Source organism: Bacteroides sp. ET489 (assembly GCF_030518095.1).
Lineage (GTDB): Bacteria > Bacteroidota > Bacteroidia > Bacteroidales > Bacteroidaceae > Bacteroides > Bacteroides ndongoniae.
Genome location: NZ_JAULLJ010000002.1, coordinates 22689 through 45673, shown reverse-complemented (window position 1 = coordinate 45673; position 22985 = coordinate 22689). Strand labels below are relative to the sequence as shown.

The 22985-nt window shown below is 45.7% G+C and carries 16 protein-coding genes and 2 tRNA genes; 1 reads left to right on the top strand and 17 read right to left on the bottom strand.

Annotated features, from left to right (window positions below):
* Positions 1-46 precede the first annotated feature (46 nt).
* From tsf to carB, 11 genes are all read right to left on the bottom strand, one after another.
* The gene (gene tsf / locus Q3C19_RS01655) at positions 47-1039 is read right to left on the bottom strand and encodes a translation elongation factor Ts (RefSeq protein WP_022163351.1); all 993 of its coding nucleotides are present in this window, start codon (positions 1037-1039) and stop codon (positions 47-49) included.
* Between the two features lie 131 nt (positions 1040-1170).
* Complete coding sequence (gene rpsB, locus Q3C19_RS01650; protein ID WP_071148701.1) at positions 1171-2007, bottom strand: 30S ribosomal protein S2; 837 nt, start codon at positions 2005-2007, stop codon at positions 1171-1173.
* Positions 2008-2205: 198 nt separating this feature from the next.
* Entirely contained in the window at positions 2206-2592 is a 387-nt protein-coding gene (rpsI, locus tag Q3C19_RS01645; protein ID WP_071148700.1) for a 30S ribosomal protein S9, read from the bottom strand.
* A 7-nt stretch (positions 2593-2599) separates the two neighbouring features.
* On the bottom strand, positions 2600-3061 hold the full coding sequence (gene rplM / locus Q3C19_RS01640) for a 50S ribosomal protein L13 (RefSeq protein WP_022162284.1): 462 nt from the start codon (positions 3059-3061) through the stop codon (positions 2600-2602).
* 322 nt (positions 3062-3383) lie between these two features.
* Positions 3384-3875: a DUF4488 domain-containing protein gene (locus tag Q3C19_RS01635; RefSeq protein WP_022162285.1), complete on the bottom strand. Its 492-nt coding sequence runs from the start codon at positions 3873-3875 to the stop codon at positions 3384-3386.
* Positions 3876-4054: 179 nt separating this feature from the next.
* Positions 4055-5458, bottom strand: coding sequence for an asparagine--tRNA ligase (gene asnS, locus Q3C19_RS01630; RefSeq protein WP_302726770.1), 1404 nt, complete (start codon positions 5456-5458; stop codon positions 4055-4057).
* 78 nt (positions 5459-5536) lie between these two features.
* A complete protein-coding gene (locus Q3C19_RS01625) occupies positions 5537-6934 on the bottom strand; it encodes a pseudouridine synthase (RefSeq protein WP_302726768.1) in 1398 nt (465 codons plus the stop codon).
* Positions 6935-7033: 99 nt separating this feature from the next.
* Entirely contained in the window at positions 7034-8380 is a 1347-nt protein-coding gene (purB, locus tag Q3C19_RS01620; protein ID WP_277120463.1) for an adenylosuccinate lyase, read from the bottom strand.
* A 348-nt stretch (positions 8381-8728) separates the two neighbouring features.
* Positions 8729-8803: transfer RNA gene (locus Q3C19_RS01615), tRNA-Val, on the bottom strand.
* 32 nt (positions 8804-8835) lie between these two features.
* A tRNA-Val gene (locus Q3C19_RS01610) sits at positions 8836-8910 on the bottom strand.
* Between the two features lie 219 nt (positions 8911-9129).
* On the bottom strand, positions 9130-12357 hold the full coding sequence (gene carB, locus Q3C19_RS01605) for a carbamoyl-phosphate synthase (glutamine-hydrolyzing) large subunit (protein WP_071148696.1): 3228 nt from the start codon (positions 12355-12357) through the stop codon (positions 9130-9132).
* Positions 12358-13134: 777 nt separating this feature from the next.
* Here carB and trpS point away from each other — a divergent pair.
* Positions 13135-14226, top strand: a complete 1092-nt coding sequence (gene trpS / locus Q3C19_RS01600; protein WP_022164370.1) for a tryptophan--tRNA ligase — start codon at positions 13135-13137, stop codon at positions 14224-14226.
* Positions 14227-15064: 838 nt separating this feature from the next.
* On the opposite strand, the gene mutL is transcribed toward trpS, so the two are convergent.
* From mutL to Q3C19_RS01570, 6 genes are read right to left on the bottom strand one after another with little or no spacing between them, the layout of a single operon-like run.
* Entirely contained in the window at positions 15065-16978 is a 1914-nt protein-coding gene (mutL, locus tag Q3C19_RS01595) for a DNA mismatch repair endonuclease MutL (RefSeq protein ID WP_302726763.1), read from the bottom strand.
* A gap of 5 nt (positions 16979-16983) precedes the next feature.
* Positions 16984-17274, bottom strand: coding sequence for a hypothetical protein (locus tag Q3C19_RS01590; RefSeq protein WP_022164366.1), 291 nt, complete (start codon positions 17272-17274; stop codon positions 16984-16986).
* Between the two features lie 4 nt (positions 17275-17278).
* A complete protein-coding gene (locus tag Q3C19_RS01585) occupies positions 17279-19066 on the bottom strand; it encodes an OstA-like protein (protein WP_277121866.1) in 1788 nt (595 codons plus the stop codon).
* 2 nt (positions 19067-19068) lie between these two features.
* A complete protein-coding gene (locus Q3C19_RS01580; RefSeq protein ID WP_022164364.1) occupies positions 19069-20439 on the bottom strand; it encodes a peptidylprolyl isomerase in 1371 nt (456 codons plus the stop codon).
* Between the two features lie 16 nt (positions 20440-20455).
* Positions 20456-21298, bottom strand: coding sequence for a peptidylprolyl isomerase (locus Q3C19_RS01575; protein ID WP_022164363.1), 843 nt, complete (start codon positions 21296-21298; stop codon positions 20456-20458).
* Positions 21299-21355: 57 nt separating this feature from the next.
* The gene (locus Q3C19_RS01570) at positions 21356-22903 is read right to left on the bottom strand and encodes a peptidylprolyl isomerase (protein ID WP_071148693.1); all 1548 of its coding nucleotides are present in this window, start codon (positions 22901-22903) and stop codon (positions 21356-21358) included.
* Positions 22904-22985 lie beyond the last annotated feature (82 nt).

Below are 22985 nucleotides of genomic sequence, written 5' to 3'. Positions count from 1 at the left end.
GAATAAACCGTAGTTGCCGCCTTCATAAATATATTAAAGGAAATAATTATTCAGCACGCAAAGTGAAACGCTTGAAGTCGATAACCTTCAGTTCAGGATCAGCTTCTTTCAACACTTCTCTTACTGTCTTCTTAGGATCCATTACATCCTCCTGGTTCAACAGACAAACTTCCTTCAGGAACTTGCCCAGACGACCTTTAGCGATGTTCTGAATCATCTGCTCGGGCAGGTTAGCAGCCTTCTCAGCAGATACAGTAGCGATGATTTCCTTTGCCTTAGCAACATCTTCTGCTGTAATCCAGCCCTTAGACATGTTGCTTTCCATGTGATCTTCGCTATCTACGTGAGCAGGATTGATACCGGCTTTCTTCAGAGCTGCTTCAACTGCCTTCTGTACTTGCTCAGCCTTTGTCTTCTCGATAGCCACTTCGATTTCTTTCTGCTTGATTTCTTCAGATACGCCGTCTTCGTCGATTGCAATCGGGTTCATAGCTGCAATCTGCATGGCAACCTGCTTACCCAGTTGTTCGTCTACTTTCTTATTGAAAGCAACAATAGTGCAAAGACCGTTCTTATTCATGTGGTTGTAAACAACTGTATCAGCACCTTCTACTGTCATGTAACCGTCAAGTTCCATCTTCTCGCCTGTGATACCACTGCGGTCTGTTACAGCTTGAGCTACAGTTACGTCACCCAGTTGCAGAGCTTTTACTTCATCCAAAGTCTTGCACTTGTTGGCAACAGCAAGATCCAGAATATCCTGAGTCAGTTTAACGAAGTCAGCATTCTGTGCAACGAAGTCAGTCTCGCATTTCAAAGCGATAACTACAGCAAAGTCGCCAGTAGTCTTAGCCAAAACGCAACCTTCTGAAGCTTCACGATCGGAACGTTTAGCAGCTACAGCTTGACCCTTTTCGCGGATAATCTTCATAGCCTTGTCGAAATCGCCTTCAGCGTCATTCAAGGCATTCTTGCAGTCCATCATACCAGCACCGGTCATTTTACGGAGCTTGGTTATATCAGCCATTGTTACAGCCATAATTTCTTCTATCTATTTAAAAGTTAATAATACTCTGTGTTATAAAGCAATTGAGAGCTGAGAACAGAGAATTGAGAATTGCCGTTTAAAGTAACTCTCAACTTTCAATTCTCAACTCTCAAGTATATAATTTAAGCCTCTTCGTCTTCTTTCATGAAGGCAGCAGCCTTAGATGCGTTGATGGCATCTTCGTCAGACTTGTCAAGGCGAGCTTTAGTAGCTTTCTTCTTGCCTTTGTTGGCAGGAGCTTCACCAGCAGCTTCCATATCAACCTTCTCTGCCTTACGCTCTTCCAAACCTTCCTGCATAGCAGCGCAGCAAGCATCCAGAATAACTTCTACAGACTTGGTTGCATCGTCATTAGCCGGAATTACGAAGTCTACGTTAGTAGGATCAGAGTTCGTATCTACAATACCGAATACGGGAATACCCAGACGGTTTGCTTCGCGAACAGCGATGTTTTCCTTCATAACGTCAACTACGAACAATGCAGACGGCAGACGAGTCAAATCGGCGATAGAGCCTAATGTCTTGTCCAATTTGGCGCGTTGACGAGAGATCTGCAGGATTTCTCTCTTAGAGAGGTTAGCATAAGTACCATCGTTAGTCAATTTATCGATAGTAGCCATCTTCTTCACAGCCTTACGGATAGTCGGGAAGTTAGTCAACATACCGCCCGGCCAACGCTCGATTACGTAGGGCATGTTTACAGATGCAGCCTTGTCGGCAACCACCTGCTTAGCTTGTTTTTTAGTAGCAACAAACAGAACTTTCTTACCAGACTTGGCGATTTGCTTCAAAGCTTCAGCAGCTTCGTCTACTTTAGCAACAGTCTTGTTAAGGTCAATGATATGAATACCATTGCGTTCCATGAAAATATAAGGAGCCATTGCAGGGTTCCACTTTCTCTTCAAGTGACCGAAGTGGCAACCGGCTTCCAATAATGTATCAAAATTTGTTCTTGACATCTTGTTTTAATCTTTAATTCGTTTACTTTCTTTTTTGTTTTTCTAAACCAACCGCCGGGTAGCCTGTTCAGTGCGAGCGAGAGTCCCGGTAGTTTAGATGCTAAACGTATCCAGTTGACGAGGTTATCAGTTGACAGTCTACAAGACAATAGACTTATAGGCTCGTTAACTTGTCCACTTGTTAACTTATGTAACTGATTAACGTTTACTGAACTGGAATCTGCGACGTGCTTTCGGACGTCCCGGTTTCTTACGTTCAACAGAACGCGGGTCACGGGTCATGAAGCCTTCTGCACGCAGGGCAGCTTTGTCATCGGCATTGATTTTCACCAAAGCGCGGGCAATAGCCAGACGCAATGCCTGAGACTGGCCAGTGAAACCACCACCGCAAAGGTTCACTTTGATGTCATATTTTTCAGCAACACCCAATTTGTTCAACGGTTGCTTAACCACATACTGAAGAATGCTTGATGGAAAGTACTCTGCGAGGTCTCTCTTGTTAATAGTAATCTTTCCAGTACCTTCGCTTACGAAAATGCGTGCGATAGCACGTTTACGTCTGCCTAATGCATTTACTACTTCCATTATCTTCTTATTTAAGTGCGTTAATATCAATCATTTTCGGGTTCTGAGCAGCATGTTTGTGTTCGCTACCAGCGTATACATACATATTACCCAGCAATTTAGCGCCCAATTTGTTCTTAGGCAGCATACCCTTTACTACTTTTCTCAGCAACTTGTCATCACCGTTCGGTTTAGCCTGCAAGCGGGCAGGGGTGATTTCTCTCTGACCACCAGGATAACCTGTATATGACAAATAGATCTTGTCATTCCATTTGTTACCGGTCAGTTTCACTTTGTCGGCATTGATAATGATCACATTATCGCCACAATCTACATGAGGGGTAAAGTTAGGTTTATACTTTCCTCTCAACAGTTTCGCAACTTTTGCGCCCAAACGACCCAATACTTGGTCGGTAGCGTCAACAATGACCCATTCTTTAGTCACTGTAGCTTTGTTTGCAGAAATGGTCTTGTAACTTAAAGTATCCACTCTTGATTTGTTTTTTAATAATGTTACTACTAATTTTTTCTCTTCACCGCTAATCGGACACCCCGGACAAAGGCCGTCCAACTCGCTATGAATTAATCGCTTATCCTTTTTAGATAATAATCGGCTTGCAAAGGTACGGTTTTTCTGCGAACTGACAAACGATTTAGCCTTTTTTTGATTATCACCGAGTTGGCTTTTTCTCACCCGTCACAGATACATACAAAAAAACTTTCCCACCTGGGACGCACGCACAACGTTTTGTCCCGGATGGGAAAGAATTAAAAACAGAAACAACACTCTTGCTGACAAGTACAGAAAACTATCAGCGAACTATATCTTCTGGAAACTTATCGGGCATCACAACACGTTTCCACGTCTCGTGATACCAGCAATTCAGTTCATTTCCATTCAAGTCCTTCGATATAAAATACTTCAAATGCATGTATTCATCCGATTCCATTTCAAACTGAAGCACATTATCCTGATTGTCCAACATAGGCAGGTGAATGTTCTTTTCAATACTTTCCTTGTAAGAATTATCTGTCAGCTGTTCATAAGTTCCATAACCGGTTATAATGGCATCCGACCCAGGAATAAGCGTAAAATTAACAATCCGCCCATCCTTACCAAGTACTTTGAATGTATTACTCGGTTTCAGCATTCCAGGTACATCAGCAGACTCGGACACATAATGGCACAATTGCCAGATTCCTTCCAGATTGGCCGGTTTAAAAGCAGCCTTCTCCTGTGCGGAGACTCCTGCTACCGCAAGCAGCATAGCTGCAAGCATGGTAAAGAACAAATTTCGTTTCATATTCGTATCGTTTTTAGTTAACACTCTCAGCCTTAGGGGCTGTCACAAATATAAATAAAATTTTCGAGAATATAACACATATACAGAAAAAAAAGTCCGCACAATCTGATAAATTGTACGGACTTGCTCTTTAAGGGTAAAAAATATCCTTATTGTCTTTCAGCAAACAAATTCTTCAATTAGAACTCGGCATTACGCGGAGTACGCGGGAACGGAATAACGTCGCGGATATTGGCCATACCTGTCACAAACAGAAGCAGACGTTCGAATCCCAGACCGAAACCGGCATGAGGACATGTACCGTATTTTCGCGTATCCAGATACCACCACATGTCTTTCATCGGAATATGCAGCTCGGTGATGCGTGCCATCAGCTTGTCATAATTCTCCTCACGCACACTTCCACCGATGATTTCGCCAATCTGCGGGAACAACACGTCAGTACCCTGCACAGTCTTACCATCCTCATTCTGCTTCATATAGAAAGCCTTGATTTCTTTCGGATAGTCAATCATGATAACAGGCTTCTGGAAATGTTCCTCAACCAGGAAGCGCTCGTGCTCGCTGGCCAAATCGCAACCCCAATATACAGGGAACTCAAACTTATGTCCTTTTGCCACGGCTTCTTCCAGAATCTTAATACCTTCCGTATAAGGCAGACGGATAAACTCTGTATCAACCACCTTTTGCAGACGTTCTATCAATCCTTTATCAACCATCTTGTTCAGGAATTCCAGATCGTCACGACAGTTGTCGAGTGCCCATCTTACACAATATTTAATGAACTCTTCTTCCAGATCCATCAATTCGTTCAGATCTGCAAAAGCAACTTCAGGCTCAACCATCCAGAACTCAGCCAAGTGACGGGGAGTATTAGAGTTTTCAGCACGGAAAGTAGGACCAAACGTATAGATAGCACCCAAGGCCGTAGCAGCCAACTCGCCTTCCAGCTGTCCGGAAACCGTCAGACTGGCCTGCTTACCAAAGAAGTCGTCATCGTAAATAATAGAACCGTTATCGTCCTTCTTCAGGTCGTACAGATTCTTCGTTGTCACCTGAAACATCTGTCCGGCACCTTCGCAATCGGACGCTGTGATGATCGGAGTATGGAAATAGAAGAAGCCCTTCTCGTGGAAAAACTTGTGGATAGCTATCGCCATATTGTGACGGATGCGGAACACAGCGCCAAACGTATTGGTACGGGGACGCAAATGAGCAATCTCGCGCAAGAACTCCATGGAGTGACCTTTCTTCTGCAAAGGATATGTATTGTCGCAAGTACCCAACACTTCTATCTCGCGGGCTTGGATTTCGGCTTTCTGTCCGGCACCGACCGATTCGGTCAGAACACCATTCACACTAAGGCAGGCTCCGGTCGTGATATCCTTCAGCACATCTTCGTCAAAGCTGGCCACGTCTACCACAATCTGCACATTATTTATTGTAGAACCGTCATTCAGTGCAATAAAATTCACCTGTTTGCTACCTCTGCGGGTACGAACCCATCCTTTCACATTGACCATAGCGCCAAAATCGTCACGCTTCAGCAGGTCAACAATCTTTGTTCTACTAATCTTTTCCATAATTCTATCGTATTCTGCAAAGAGTCAAAGAGCTGCATCGCTCCCCGACTCTTTACTACATTATATTAATACTCTTTTTTATTCAAACGAACCCATCCGTAAGAAGTTTACCTCCTGCTCTGTCAGGTAACGCCATTCGCCACGACGCAAACCCTTCTTTGTTAATCCGGCAAAGTATACACGATCCAGTTTCACCACCTTATAGCCCAGCGACTCGAAGATTCGGCGCACGATACGGTTCTTACCCGAATGGATTTCAATACCTACATCATTCTTCTTATTCTCGTCAGTATAGCTGATGGCATCTGCATGAATCTCACCATCGTCCAACTGAATACCGGCAGCAATCTGTTCCATATCTGCCTTTGTCAGATTCTTGTCCAGATGCACATGATATATTTTCTTTTTCAAATACTTGGGATGAGTCAGCTTAGAAGCCAGATCACCATCGTTGGTAAGCAACAGCACACCGGTCGTATTGCGGTCCAGACGGCCTACCGGATAAATGCGCTCGGTGCAGGCATCCTTTACCAGATCCATTACCGTGCGACGCGCCTGCGGATCGTCGGATGTAGTCACCGTATCTTTAGGTTTGTTCAGCAATACGTAAATTTTGCGTTCGATGCTGACTGTCTGATCATGGAACTTCACTTCGTCACCACGTTTGATCTTGGTTCCCAACTCGGTTACGACAACACCGTTTACCGAAACTACACCAGCTGTAATAAACTCATCGGCCTCACGGCGTGAGCAGACACCGGCATTAGCAAGGAACTTGTTCAAACGGATCGGCTCGTTCGGATCGACAAACTGTTCTTTGTATTCTATCTGTTTCTTCTTGCTGTACTTAGCGTTCGGATCGTAATCGGCTGTACGACGCTGACGGTTTCCACCTTGTTTGCCATATCCCTGCGGCTTGCCTGCACCACCAGCATTGAAACGCGAACGTTGCGGACGATCACCATTATCGGCATTCGGAGCAAAACGCGGACGTTGCGGGCGGTCGTTTCCATACGAACGTTGCGGGCGATCACTAGCTTCGGCATCATTATAACGCGGGCGCTGCGGACGCGCACCATAAGAACGTTGCGGACGATCGCCATACTCGTTATTCGGAGTAAAGCGCGGACGCTGCGGACGATCATTGCCATAAGTGCGTTGCGGACGACTCGAATTTTCTGAATTGGAATTGAAACGCGGGCGATACGAACGGTCATCGCTGTACGAACGTTGCGGACGATCGCCATTCTCAGTATTAGGATTGAAACGCGGACGGTAAGAACGGTCGCTACTATAAGCACGCTGCACACGTTCACCATTCTCCCTGTTAAATCTCGGGCGATGCGGGCGATCGCCATTTTCACGGTTATAAGACGGACGGTTATAACTTCCGTTGAACTGGTTACCATCACGGCCGGCATTCGAGTTCCCCTCTGCGGAAGAAGCATCGCGCCAAGTTTCGTTTTCTGTACTCATTTTGTTTTTATTCGAATAAAATTAGACGTTGGCCTCACGGCCGTTATTAGGTAGATGTGTCAAATAAAGGAGCTGCTTCCTCTTGACACATCCTCTTATTTACATTCCTGTATAATTGTGCGGAGTGATAGCGCGAAGTTCTTTCTTGATGTCCTCGCTCACGTTCAGCTCCTTGATAAAGTTCTTAATAGATTCTTCTGTTATGGCCTGGTTGGTGCGCGTCAAAGCCTTCAGTGCTTCGTACGGATGCGGATAGGCCTCGCGACGCAGAATAGTCTGAATAGCTTCAGCCACGACGCTCCAGCAGTTGTCCAGATCGCGATAGATGGCTGTTTCATTCAGCAGCAGTTTACGCAAACCTTTCAATGAGCTCTGGATGGCAATGATAATATGTCCGAAAGGCACACCGATATTGCGCAGCACAGTCGAGTCGGTCAGGTCGCGTTGCAGACGAGACACCGGCAACTTCACAGCCAGATGTTCCAAAATAGCATTTGCCATACCCAAATTACCTTCGGCATTTTCAAAGTCGATGGGGTTCACTTTGTGAGGCATAGCACTCGATCCCACCTCACCGGCTTTAATTTTCTGTTTGAAGTATTCCATCGAAATGTATTGCCAGAAGTCGCGGTTCATGTCGATCATGATGGTATTGATGCGCTTCATGGCGTCGAAGATAGCCGACAGATTGTCATAATTGGAAATCTGTGTAGTATATTCTTCACGTTCCAAGCCCAGCTTTTCGGATACGAAACGGTTGCCGAACGCTTTCCAGTCGTATTCGGGATAAGCTACGTGATGGGCGTTGTAGTTACCGGTAGCACCACCGAACTTGGCTGTCACGGGACAGGCCTTCAGCGTGGCAAGCTGACGTTCCAAACGATAGACAAACACATTGATTTCTTTTCCCAGACGGGTAGGCGAAGCGGGTTGTCCGTGCGTCTTGGCCAGCATAGGGATGTTGGCCCACTCTTCAGCATACGTGCGAAGTTGTGCTATCAGCTCTTCTATCTGCGGATAGTACACATTGCTCAGTGCTTCTTTCACCGAAAGGGGGATAGAAGTATTGTTAATATCCTGTGAAGTCAGACCAAAGTGAATAAATTCTTTATAGTCGTCCATTCCACCCAGCTTGTCGAACTCTTCTTTCAGGAAGTATTCTACAGCTTTCACGTCGTGGTTGGTCACGCTTTCAATATCTTTGATGCGCTGTGCATCGGCTTCCGAGAAGTTGCGGTAGATGTTTCTCAAAGTTTCGAACACAGCCTTGTCCACCCCTTTCAATTGCGGCAAGGGCAGTTCGCACAGGGTAATGAAGTATTCCACTTCTACCTGTACACGGTATTTTATCAGTGCAAACTCAGAAAAATAATCAGCCAAGGCCTCAGCCTTGCCTCTGTATCGACCATCGATCGGAGAGATAGCGGTAAGTAAATCCAGTTTCATACGTCGTATCTATAATGATAATTATCAGACTGCAAAATTACGGCTTTTTTCTGACTTACAAGGGATAAGAATGACATAAAAACTCCTTGCAACTATAAAATTATCCAAAATACATCCGCCACTGTCGCCTGCCTCACCTACCGCCGAACGCAAAAGACCCCTCCTCCCTACCCTATCGACTTATCTATACCTTCCTATTTTCCCTAGTTAGAAAAAAATTTTTCCTAGTTAGAGAATAATATTTTCCTAACTGAGAAAAAATAAAGGGATAATTGCTACCCAGAAATGGCTATCCTAAAAAAAAGAAAAAGAGGACACATTTACATGTGTCCTCTAAAAAATTGTCGGTGGGCGTTGACGGATTCGAACCGCCGACCCTCTGCTTGTAAGGCAGATGCTCTGAACCAGCTGAGCTAAACGCCCGTTTTGAATAACGAAAGTGAAGAATTGAGTAGTGGGCGTTGACGGATTCGAACCGCCGACCCTCTGCTTGTAAGGCAGATGCTCTGAACCAGCTGAGCTAAACGCCCGTCACTTTCGTTTCAAAAGCGCTGCAAAGGTACGACATTTTTTGATATCTGCAAACAATCGAATGACTTTTTTCAAAAAAAACATCACAGCCTCATCGAAACAGACGACGGTGTATCCGACCAAACAAACAACACTGTGATGTGCAAAGCACAAAAAAAGTAAGGACACACCTTGATGGTGCATCCTTACAAAATACAATAAAAATATCTCTATTCAGATTATTTATATTCCTGCCAGCTCTTGATCTGGATATCCTCCAATTTCATCTCGCAGAAAGCCTCAATAAAGGCACTAGCCAGACGCGCATTGGTGATCAACGGAATATTATGGTCAATAGCACCACGACGAATCTTATAACCGTTCGTCAACTCACGTTTGGTATGATTCTTCGGGATATTGACAATCAGATCAAACTTATGCTCGGAAATCATCTTCATCACATTATTCTCGGCATCGGGACGTTCATCCGGCCAGAAAACAGGCACTGTATCTACGCCATGGGCATTCAAGAAAGCTGCTGTGCCGGCTGTAGCATAGATCTTATAACCTTTAGTATAAAGCATGCGGCTGGCATCGAGCAAATCAACTTTCGACTTCATAGCACCCGACGAGAACATCACACCCTTTTCTGGAGAAGGAACTTTGAAGCCGGTAGCAATCATCGCATTCAGCAAAGCTTCTGAGAAATCATCACCCAAGCAACCAACCTCACCTGTTGAAGACATGTCTACACCCAATACAGGGTCGGCCTTGTGCAGGCGCGAGAACGAGAACTGGCTGGCTTTTACGCCAATCCAATCGATATCATAAGCCGATTTATCGGGTTTGGTATAAGGAGCATCGAGCATAATCTTTGTTGCGGTCTCGATAAAGTTGCGTTTCAACACTTTGCTGACAAACGGGAAACTACGTGAAGCGCGAAGATTACATTCAATCACCTTAACTTCATTATTGCGAGCCAGGAACTGAATGTTGAACGGACCTGAGATGTTCAGTTCCTTAGCAATCTGACGACTGATCTTCTTGATGCGACGGGCGGTAGCAAAATAGATCTTCTGAGCGGGGAACACCAAGGTAGCGTCGCCAGAGTGTACGCCGGCAAACTCGACGTGCTCGGAAATGGCGTATTCCACCACCTCGCCGTTCTGAGCTACGGCATCGAATTCTATCTCCTTCGTATTCTGCAAGAACTGCGAAACAACTACCGGATATTCTTTCGATACCTCAGCTGCCATCTTCAGGAACTCCTGCAATTCTTCTTCGTCGTAGCAAACGTTCATAGCTGCACCTGAGAGGACGTAAGACGGACGCACCAGCACCGGATAGCCCACCTTAGCCACAAAGCCTTTCACATCTTCCAAGCTGGTTAGTTCCTGCCATGCCGGCTGATCGATACCCAGCTGGTCGAGCATGTGAGAGAACTTATTACGGTTCTCTGCGCGGTCAATAGATACCGGAGAGGTACCCAATACAGGAACTGACTGACGATAGAGTTTCATAGCCAGATTGTTCGGAATCTGTCCGCCTACCGATACGATAACACCACGGGGTTGTTCGAGGTCGATAACATCGAGCACACGTTCGAACGACAGTTCATCGAAATAAAGGCGGTCGCACATATCATAGTCAGTCGAAACCGTCTCTGGGTTATAGTTGATCATGATAGACTTATAACCCAACTTGCGGGCTGTCTGGATAGCATTCACCGAACACCAGTCGAACTCAACGCTGGAACCGATACGATAAGCACCCGAACCCAGTACAACTACCGACTTTTCGTTCTTATAATAGTTTACATCATAACCCTGTACGGCATATGTCATATAAAGATAGTTGGTCAGTTCAGGATGTTCACTGGCTACGGTATTAATACGCTTCACAGCCGGAAGAATACCCAGTTCCTTACGACGGGCACGCACCATGAGATTTTCCTTCTCCATGTTGCCAGTCGGATGAAGTACGAAACGGGCAATCTGAAAGTCGGAGAAGCCTAATACCTTAGCCTGACGCAATACATCGGCAGGTATGTCTTCTATCTTCTTATATTCGGAAAGTTTATGCTTATAATCGACAATATTTTTCAGCTTGCCGAGGAACCACGGATCAATCTTTGTCAGATCGTAAATGCGGTCAATCGTATAGCCTTCTTCCAAAGCCTGGGCAATGGCAAAAATACGAAGATCAGTCGGATGCGACAATTCGTGATCAAGATCATCGAAATGAGTACCATCGTTGCCAACAAAGCCATGCATACCCTGACCAATCATACGCAAACCTTTTTGGATAATTTCCTCGAAGCTACGGCCGATAGACATGATTTCACCTACCGACTTCATGCTCGAACCGATTTCGCGGCTCACTCCGACAAACTTCGTCAAGTCCCAGCGAGGAATCTTACAAATCAGGTAATCGAGCTGAGGTGCTACATAAGCCGAGTTGGGTGTACCCATCTCGCCAATCTGATCGAGCGTATAGCCTAAAGCAATCTTGGCAGCTACAAAAGCCAACGGATAACCGGTAGCCTTGGATGCCAATGCTGAAGAACGACTTAAACGGGCATTTACCTCGATGACACGATAGTCATTGGTTTCGGCATTGAAAGCATACTGAATGTTACACTCGCCCACAATGCCCAAGTGGCGGATACACTTGCGGGAAAGTTCCTGCAACATTTCTACCTGCTCGTTGCTGAGCGAACAAGTCGGTGCAACCACTATAGACTCACCTGTATGGATGCCCAGAGGGTCGAAGTTTTCCATGCTAGCCACGGTGAAACAATGGTCGTTTGCGTCACGGATAACCTCAAATTCTATTTCTTTCCAACCTTTCAGAGACTCTTCTACAAGAATCTGTTTGGAGAAAGTGAACGAGCTTTCGGCCAACTTCACAAATGCTTCTTCGTCGGGGCAAATACCACTACCCAATCCGCCCAACGCATAAGCCGAACGTACCATCACCGGATAACCGATTTCGCGAGCAGCCTTCAAAGCATCTTCCATACTTTCCACAGCATGGCTCTTGGGAGTCTTCATCGGTATTTCATCGAGCTTTTTGACAAACAAGTCACGGTCTTCCGTATACATGATGGCTTCTACTGAAGTACCCAACACACGTACACCGTATTTTTCAAGAATACCTTTCTGATAAAGTTCGGTTCCGCAATTCAATGCAGTTTGTCCACCGAAAGCCAACAGGATTCCGTCGGGACGTTCCTTCTTGATAATCTCTTCCACGAAATAAGGAGTTACCGGCAAGAAATACACCTTGTCAGCGATACCTTCCGAAGTCTGAATCGTAGCGATATTGGGATTAACCAGCACAGAGCTGATACCTTCTTCGCGCAAAGCTTTCAAAGCCTGCGAACCGGAGTAGTCAAATTCTCCAGCCTGACCGATCTTGAGCGCACCTGAACCCAAGACTAACACTTTCTTCAAATCGTTCTTCATTGTTTCTCTTTATAAGTTGTTTTAATGTCTTTTACTCCATATATAAAAAATGCGTCATCCTTATCAAAGGACAACGCATTTATCAAAGAATTAAAAATATCTCTGCAAAAACGGAAAAACCATCAACCGGCGAATGAAATTCATTCGAACTAAAATAAAAACTGGTTCCCATTTCCTGTGACTGCATATACAATTTCTAAAGTTTTTGCAAAGTAACGACTTATTCGTGACATGAACAAATATTTCAGAAATTGTTTTGCAACACAAATGACACATGCCGTTATTTAACAAAAATAACAGGCTGTTCCAATTGTTATCTTGCCGTTTGATTTATCTTTTCCGTATCGTTTTTTAAAACAGCTTTGGTACGATACTCTATTGTTGCCGCCAAGTCTGTACACAGGCCACCATCATTTTCTCCGATTCCGACTGTACCAGTCCTTCAAAGATTAAACAATGAATTATTTACTCCGAGAACGCTTCCGAAATGCGGAAACATTTCCGATAATCACAGCTACCCTATTGTCCCTCGCAGCATTCCTGCTGATTTCCTTTCACTTTTTCACGAAAAACACCTACCTTTACGGCCAGAAAAAAGCAATGGGAAATGATTAATGGTAAATGGTAAATGACCAATGATTAATGATTAATGGTAAATGGTGAATGATTAATGGTGAATGATAACTAATTCTTCATTCTTCATTCCTCATTCTTCATTTTCTTATTCTTCATTTCCCGCTTTCAGTTTACGATTATCAATTATTCAAATATATAAGTATGGCAAAAGAAAAAATCATCCTCACAGGCGACCGCCCGACGGGACGCCTGCACATAGGACACTACGTAGGCTCACTGCGCCGCCGCGTGGAACTGCAGAATGCCGGCGACTACAAAGATATGTTCGTCTTCATAGCCGACGCACAGGCACTGACCGATAACATGGACAACCCCGAAAAAGTACGCCAGAACGTCATCGAAGTAGCATTGGACTACTTGGCCTGCGGACTGGACCCGACGAAGAGCACCATCTTCATCCAGTCGCAGATACCCGAACTGTGCGAACTTTCCTTCTACTTCATGGACCTGGTAACCGTCAGCCGCCTGCAACGCAACCCTACCGTGAAGACCGAAATACAGATGCGTAACTTTGAAACAAGCATCCCCGTAGGCTTCTTCACCTACCCCATCAGCCAGGCAGCGGACATTACTGCCTTCAAGGCAACCACCGTGCCCGTAGGCGAAGACCAGGAACCGATGCTGGAACAAGCCCGCGAAATCGTGCGCCGCTTCAACAACATCTATGGCGAAACACTGGTTGAACCCGAAATCCTGCTGCCCGACAACGCCGCCTGTCTGCGCCTGCCCGGCACCGACGGCAAAGCCAAGATGAGCAAGAGCCTCGGCAACTGCATCTACCTGAGCGACCCCGCCGACGAAGTGCAGAAGAAGATACGCAGCATGTACACCGACCCCGACCACCTGCGCGTACAAGATCCCGGCAAGGTTGAAGGAAACACCGTCTTCACCTACCTCGACGCCTTCTGCCGTCCCGAACACTTCGAGCGTTACCTGCCCGAATACCCCAACCTGGACGAACTGAAGGCACACTACCGCCGCGGCGGACTGGGCGACGTGAAGGTGAAGAAGTTCCTGAACGCCATCATGGAAGAAGAACTGGCTCCGATACGCAACCGCCGCAAGGAGTTCGAGCAGGATATCCCCGCCATCTACGACATGCTGAAGAAAGGTTGCGAAGCTGCCCGCGAGACAGCCGCTGCCACCCTCGACGAAGTTCGCCGCGCCATGAAGATCAACTACTTCGACGACGCCGAACTGATTGCCGAACAGGCAAAACGCTTCAGCAAATAACTCCACCTCAGGAGTTGCACCACTTGCAGGAGTTAGAGAAGCCAAGAGGAGTTGCCACCCGTTTCGAGCAGATTTAAAGGTGAAAGCCGGTCGACAATGCAGGAACAACCTGATGTAGCAGCTTAACTCCTTAGCTTCTTAACTATCCGGCAAGTATTTATTTCAGCATTGGAAATCAACAAAAACAAACTGGGATATAATTATTCTCATAGGTATGAGAAAAGGATTCTCATGCTTATGAGAAAACCATTCTCATAGTTAGGAGAAAACTGTTCTCACGCCTATGAGAAAAACATTCTCAAAGCATGAGAACGGATAAGCCCCACTTGTACGGCTCGCGAACAATGCTTGTTCCGCTCACGAGCCACACTTGCACGGCTCGCGCGTAATGCTTGTGTCGCTCCGCAGCAATACCTGTCATGCTCTACAGCACTGCTTGTTCAGCCAGCTAACTACCCATGTTGTCCGGCTAAAGTAGATGTTTACGCCCGCCAAGTAGAACGTTGGGAATGAATAAACCTTAAACCCTCTATTTTGCCTTCACGCCTTCACCGCGCAATTAGCATCAGATAATCAGGCAGATATGGTGAAAGAAGATGTTTCACCCGAAGGTTCACCAGACTTCAAAGGGCATAAAATTGTACTTGTATGATTTTATACCCTTTGAGGCATCTTTCACCATAAAGCACTCAAAATGAGCGACTTTCGTTGAAACTTCACCCAAAAAACTTGGTAAAACAGAGAATCTCAATTTCAGAAAAGCAGAACAATAAAAAAGGACTGACTCAAAATAAAGAATCAGTCCCTCAAATTATACATGAAATTTATTCTATTTGTCCTACTTAGAAAACAATTTTTCAATCTCATCCTCACGGATAGTAGCCAGTACCACATGCCCATCCGGCGTGTAATTGGGCGAAGGACAGGCAAACAGACTGTCGACCAGATTGGCCATTTCATCGTTACTCAGCACTTGACCGTAAACGATGGCGGCTGCCTGTGCCAACGTAGCCGCAAGCATACTCTGCACTTCTTCCTTCACATCGCAACCTTTCTCCATGGCCGTATGCACCATGCTGCGCACTAGTTCTACCGGATTCAGTCCGTCGATGCCCGAAGGAACTCCGTTGATGGCATAACTGCCCCCACCCAATGAAGTCAGTTCGAAGCCCACTGCCGACAAATCGTCGGTAATGCTTTCGAGCACAGCAGCCTCGGAAGCCGGGAACTGAACGATTTCGGGGAAAAGCACTCCCTGCGACATGCCCTGATGCTGACGAATCTGCTGCATATAGCGTTCGTAGAGCACCCGCACATGTGCACGATGCTGGTCGATGAGCATCAGTCCCGATTTGACGGAAGTCAGAATGAAACGTCCCTTGAACTGCAGATGTTGCGCACCCTTTTCCATCCCGGTCTCCTGACCGTAAAGCGATGCAGGCGCTGTATCCGAAGAAGCAGTAACAGCCGACGAAGCCATAAAGGCGTCGGATGCAGATTCTTCCTCCCAGCTTTCACCGTCTGGTTCCGTAAACTCCGGCGCATTCATCTTGCTGGCCTTCTCCAAACCTGCATAAAGCCCTTCCCACTCTACCTGCTGACGGGAATAACTGCCCCCGCCACCATACGATGACGAAGATGATGACTTGAACGGATTGAAATCAGCATTATAATGCACCTTGGGCGGCTCTATCGGCCGGGCCTGTTCGAAGGCCGGAATGTCCGGCATGTCTTCCGTATCGAAGTCAATCTGCGGGATGGCACTGAACTTACCCAGCGACTCCTTGACTGCCGCCGACAGAATCTGCCAGATGGCCTGTTCGTTCTCGAACTTGATTTCGGTCTTGGTAGGATGAATGTTCACATCGATATTGGCAGGATCGACCTCAAAATAAATGAAATAAGAAATCTGCTCGCCGGCAGGAATCAGCTGCTCGTAAGCCTCCATCACTGCCTTGTGAAAATAGGGATGACGCATGTAACGCCCGTTCACGAAGAAATACTGATGTGCCCCTTTCTTGCGTGCCGACTCCGGCTTGGCCACATAGCCTGAGATTTTTATCATGCTGGTATCCACGTCGACCGAAAGCAACTGCTGGTTCAGCTTCTTGCCAAACACTGCCAGAATGCGCTGGCGCAGAGGCATGGGAGGAAGATTGAACAGTTCGGCATCGTTGCTGTAAAGGTAGAAGGCCACATCGGGATGCACCAACGCGATGCGCTCGAACTCGGCCAGAATATTACTCAGCTCCGTAGAGTTGGCTTTCAGAAACTTACGACGGGCAGGCACATTGAAGAAAAGGTTCTTGACCGAGAAGTTACTGCCTTTGGGACAGGAAACAGCTTCCTGGCTCTCGACTTTCGATCCGGCAATGACCAGACGAGTACCCAGTTCTTCGTCGGCCGGCCGGGTCTTCAGCTCTACTTCGGCTACGGCCGCAATCGAAGCAAGCGCCTCGCCACGAAAGCCCATGGTGCGCAACGCAAACAAATCAGCCGCCTCACGGATTTTGGAAGTGGCATGACGCTCAAAGGAAAGACGTGCATCCGTTTCGGACATACCTTTTCCGTCGTCAATCACCTGAATGCAAGTCTTACCTGCATCCGTCACTAAAACATGAATTTCCTGTGCTTCGGCATCGATGGCATTCTCCACCAGTTCCTTAATAACCGATGCCGGACGTTGAATCACCTCTCCGGCCGCTATCTGGTTAGCAACCGAATCGGGAAGTAAATGAATGATATCGCTCATGATAATCAAATAATCCCATTACTGATGGCATACCATATATAGAACAGGACGGCAATCAGAATCAAGGCTACCCCAAAGTGCATGGGGCGACGTTCGCTCTCCTTGCGACGCTTCAAATGGGTAGTACCTTCCACAAACTTCCCCCGGATGTCTTCGGGCGAAAATTCTTTTTCGGGCAACATGCCAAGTTCGCGCTTGGCTTTCTCTTCCATCTTTGCCAGTTTTTCTTTCCGCTCATCCACATAGATATAGGGATGATTGAAGCCACGGGGCTTCCGCATTGTAAACATTCCCATAACTCTATTTTTTAGTTCGTTTGATATGCATATTCTTTGGCGAAGTTACAGGTTTTCGATCACTTTTCTGCAATACGTCACCTGCTTTTTTACCTCTCCACTCAAAAATATCATCTTTATTGAGAGGGCGTATATAATCGAACCAGACAAAAGAAGGCAGTTTGTATTTCTCCGCAGGAATCTGGTCCATCGGATAGGCTATGCCATTGGCCTTGCCGATAAAAGCTCCCTGTTCCATTTTACGGTCTTTCAGCAACATTCGCAGGAAGCCTCCCTCAGAATAGTTCAGCATCATCAGCGTACTGTCCTTCTCTTCAACGGGATAGAAAACAACCAATACGTTACCGTTGACATCGACCCGGCGCATTTCTCCTCCAACGAAATAGGCTTTCATTTCTTTTCCGGCCACCTGATTGTAGTGTATGGAGTCTTTCTGCTCTACAGCCAATGCCTGGTTGATGATATGAGCCCAGTCGATGGTGCTGTCGTTCATATACACCTTGATTTCCTCGCCCAGCAACTGCTGTTCGCCATACCACATGATGGGGTCGGTGTACATTGTCATGCAGGAATCCTTAGAGTTATATACCATCGAGTCACACACTGCCTGCACATCGGTACGGTAAGCACGTACTTTATGATAGGCACGCATTTCACGATACATGGAGTCGGTATCGAGGTTAAAGGTCACCAAACGCAGTGTATCGGCATGCATAAACAAGCTGTCGCCCTGCGAATAGTCGATAGCCACAGCCCGCTTGGTTGCCACAGCATTTCCCGTCAACTCGTTATAGAAACAGTAGTCACCGGTCAGCATGTTGCGGTTGACGGTATCGTTCATCTGAACATTATCGAATGCTTCTCCGTATCCCAGCTTCCGGTCGTAGAAAAGACTGTCGCCAGTCAGTTTTTTCCCTTGATTGGTCAGCACCGAACGGTCCAGCAACTCGGCCTGTTCGCTATTGGTGTTATAAAATCCACGTTCGGAATAAATATGATTCTGCTCGCTCACAATGTCCGACGGTCCAAGGATGGTTGCGATCTTTGTCTGCGTACTGTATTTCAGAGTATCCGAAGTCAGCACAAATTTCGGATTCACCAGTTTGACATCATGATTGAATACTGCCAATTTGGTAGCGGGACTATATTCTCCCCACACTGAAGTCAAAACGTTTTCTTCGTCGGTCAACGTTCCTCCTTCGAAATAATAACCCAGATTGTAAAGCCGGTCATAGTTCAAACTGTCGGTAGTAAGCACCGTATTACGGTTGATCATCCGGACATTTTCGCGTAACATGGCCAACTGCGACATTCCGTCATAATACAGATAATCGCCATAAATGAACAGCGTATCTCCCTGTTCCATATGAACATTCCCGAAGGCTTCCACCGAATTTATTTTCTCGAAAATCAAAGCACTGTCGCAAAACATATACATGCTGTCATGCCTCAACCGCACCGAACCAATCAGTACCTGCACATCGGGACGCATTTGTTTGTCAGCCTGTGCTTCGTCGGCGTACAACAGGTCGACACGTGTTTTCCCGGCTCTCTGGTTCGTTCTCTTCCCACCGGAAGCATGAGAAGTTCCGGTAGTTTGAGCCGAAGTTTTCTTTTTCACCACTGTATCCTGCACAGCAGTGTCCTTGACAACTCTCTCCGTCTTCCTAACCGGTGTCTTCGATAGCGTTTTTTTGTCTTGAGCTCCTAACAAACAGACACCAAACAGGCATAGAATACCTGTCAGGAGGTATCTATGCCTGTATAGCAGACCATTCTTATATCTTTTCATATTTATTCTTTAATCCAGCCCGGATATTTGAAAGCACAATCTTTTTTCCACTTATCATTGATGCGGACGTACGTGTGTTTCTGCTTCTCGCGTATCCACTTGTCCAACACTTCTGCACGTTTTTTCTCCAATACAATATTTTTCAGATTCTGGTAATCATCGGCCACGGTAGCTTTGTGTCCGTTGGTACGACTCTTCAGCTTAACAATGACACACTCTTCCTTACCCGTACGTTCGGGAATCATTGTGAACGCTTCTGAAATCTCTCCTACCTGCATCTTGTCTACCACCTTGGCAATCTCGGGCGGCAGTTCCTGCATCTCGAATTTGGAAGTATTATTATTGGGATTAGGCAGCAAACCGTAGTTATTGCGCGTATCCTTATCATGCGAAAGCAAAGAAGCAGCCTCCTCAAACGAGAACTTATTGTTACGGATATCATCGGCAATAGAGTCCAGACGTTCAGTAGCAGCCGTCAGTGCAGCCTCGGGAATATGAGGTTTCAGCAAAATATGACGTACCTTAATGCGGTCGCCTCGTTTTTCTACCAACTGAATGATGTGATAACCAAATTCCGATTCTACAATCTTCGACACCTTATCAGGACTTTGAAGATTAAAGGCGACATTGGCAAAAGCAGGGTCAAGCTCACCACGTCCCATAAAACGAGGCAGCTCACCACCGTTGATAGCCGAACCCTTATCTTCGGAATACATACGTGCCAGCATCGTAAAGCTTTCTCCTTTGTTGACACGCTCTGTATATTCACGCAAGCGTCTCTTTACATCCTCTATTTCTTCCAAAGGAACTTTAGGCTGCTGTGTGATAATCTGCACTTCCACCTGAGTAGGAATATAAGGGATACTGTCTTGTGGCAAATCTTTAAAATAACGGCGTACTTCAGCCGGAGTTACTTTGATGTCTCCAACCAGCTTCTGCTGCATCTTCTGCACCGTGATCCCTTCGCGGGCATTTTCACGCAAAGTCTCGCGAATCTGGCTGGATGTTTTATTAAAATACTCCTCCATCTTCTCGCGCGAACCGATGTTGGCAATATACATATTGGTCATATAGTCAACACGCTGAATAACTTCATTTTCAGGAACCTCAATACTGTCGAGAGCAGCCTGGTGCAAAAACAGTTTCTGCACAGCAATCTCTTCAGGAATCATACAATACGGATCACCGTCGAACCGACGGTTTTCCCACAAAGCATTCAGACGTGCTTCTTCCACTTCGGATTTTAATATAGCCTCGTCACCTACTACCCAAACTACCTCATCAATCACGTTGTCTTGTCCGTAAGCAGCAGAACCGGCAAGTAATGTCAAGGCAAACAAAACTATAAACTTAACGTTCATAAACTTTCTCATTCTTGATGTCTTATTACTAATAAAATTTAATCTCATTCTTTTTCACCGCTCTCTCGTACATGCCGTCTTTCAAATCTTTCATAAAGACAACTTGCTTCAGGTTCAATAGCATATCTTTCACATGTTTACGGGCAAATTCGTACGGTTCCTGTTCGCCAACCGGACGATAATCGCTTACATTCAAAAAGTAATAGAAAGCTGTGTCTTTCAGCTCTATATGGCGGTTTTTATTGAGATATTCCTCAGCATCGGGTTTATCCAAAGGCATCATGCCAAGCACTTCGGACACAGGAACCCATCTGTCATAAAAGTACTCATATTTCACAGCGTTCCGCATCTGATACTTTTCCAGATGTTCTACAGCATCGGAAGTCTCCGACTTGTACCAACGACGGACATTGGCAATATGAGGAGCTGTCAGCGGAACTTTAATAAAGAGTCCCTTTATCAAGGGACGGTCTATCTTGAAAAGCCCCTGATTATTATTATAATAATCGACCAGCTCTTGTTCAGTAATCTCATCAGCCAACTTCTGGTGTATCAGTGCCTGCTGATAAGTGTGCATAATCAGTGCCCTTCTGTAATTATCAACCAATTTATCGATTTCCTTATTGTCGGGTATATTATCACATGCCTTATCGTACAATAAAATATCCTCTGCCCAATTACGGATGTAGTTCTCGGCGAACAACAAACTGTCATCTTTCGACAAATCGGGTGGCAACACCGATTGCAAATCTTCACGATAAAGAAAATTCCCATTCAGCTCTACCAAAGGCGTCTTTCCTTCATGGTCGTAGTGTTCGCCACACGACACACAAAGTAGCATAAAAATAAGCCCAAAACAGGTTGTTCGCATTGCTAAATGATATTTTCTTTATTTTGAGTTACGAAGATAGTGGTTTAATTGGTTGCTTCAGTGATTATTAACGGTTTTTAAAACCTCTTGGTTAATTTCAACCTTACTTACAGCCCTCAAACTGTCCAACCAACGTAGCCCCGCATCCTGATAATAATCAACCAAAAGCCTGTCACGAATCTCCTGATAGCTTTCAGGACCGTTCACTTTTTTCCCCTCTACAACAGTAAAAGGATGATCCGGCAAGGGAACTGCTTTCCTTTTTTTAAACACCAGTTCATCAACAAAAGCATTTTCACCTACCGCAAACGTACCGTATTCAATGCTGACCTGCGACTTCCCATCCACATTGAAAACAAGTCGCACAGCATTGTTCCATTCCGCCTCAGGCAATTTCTTCAAAAATTTACGGACCTGTTTGGCCATCCGTTTGGTAACGGCATGAACAACCAATCCCCTGTATCGCGGTTCTTTCCAATCGTACTTAGCCCGATGAGTTTCAAAATACGACTTCAGCCGAGCATCATCACAAAAGTTTTTCTCATACACTTCCTTACGATAGATTTCGTAAGCCAGCAAACTGTCCTGATAAACCTGCAACTGTCCAGCCAGTTCCGGATATTTCTGCTCCAAACAAGAATTCTCCAAATCGAGTACAGACTTGGCGATAAAGTCTTCTATTTGTCGAGATATAGTTCCTGGGTGAGCTGCGGCAAAAGCATTAAAATCAACACCCGTATAAGGTTTGCCGCCAAGGACAAACAAAGTCCGAGTTGTATGGCCAGTCCTATGCAGTTCCTGCATCGCAAGATGATCGGGATTATAGCCAAAATCCTTCTTCAACTTTTCCACAACAGATGCCATCTCTTTTTTCACCTGAATCCGACCGACATGCTTTTCTATCAGACTGTCCTTGATGGCAGAAAATGGAGGGATTTCTTCCCTAGCCAGCACCTTTACGATATGAATTCCCTGAGGTGTGAAAAAAGGCTTTGATATCTGCCCTGGCTTCATACGGAAAACAACATCCTCAAATTCTATAGGCATCTGCAAACGACCTACCCAAAACGTCTGTTTCTCATCAGAAAAACACCGCACACACTCTTCAAAAGAGCTCCCCTTCTGTATTGCCTCGTATATCGAATCCATACGTACTTCGGCAGCATGAAGCATCCGGGCAGACGCGTTTTGAGGAAGATATCTAAATACATGGCAAACCTGCACACGTTCAGCATCATACCCGGTTGCCATCCTCTTGTACGTTGCTTCTACAATCTTATCAATAACTTGTTCGTTAAGCAAATAAGGCTTTGACAGCTTTCGACGATATTCTTCTACCTGCTGCCGAATATCCGGCAAAGTATCCATTCCCGCCTGTCGGGCAGCCTCAACCATCAAGCAAAAATCAATAAAACGGTCAATCGGATCCATTCGCCCAGTAGGAAAGAAAATACTGTCCCGCTCACATATCCGTCTAAAATCCGAATATGAGATTTCCTTTCCGTTGATACGTATCATCAACGGATTTCCCTGTAACATCATGGGATAAATCAATATAAGCCCAATCAGTATACAGGCAAAACGGAACCATTTTCCTACAATCATATTTGCTACAAAGATAAATATTTAAAAAGCTATTTTAAAGCAAAGAATGCCCGAAAAGCATATACTACTCCCCGGGCATTTT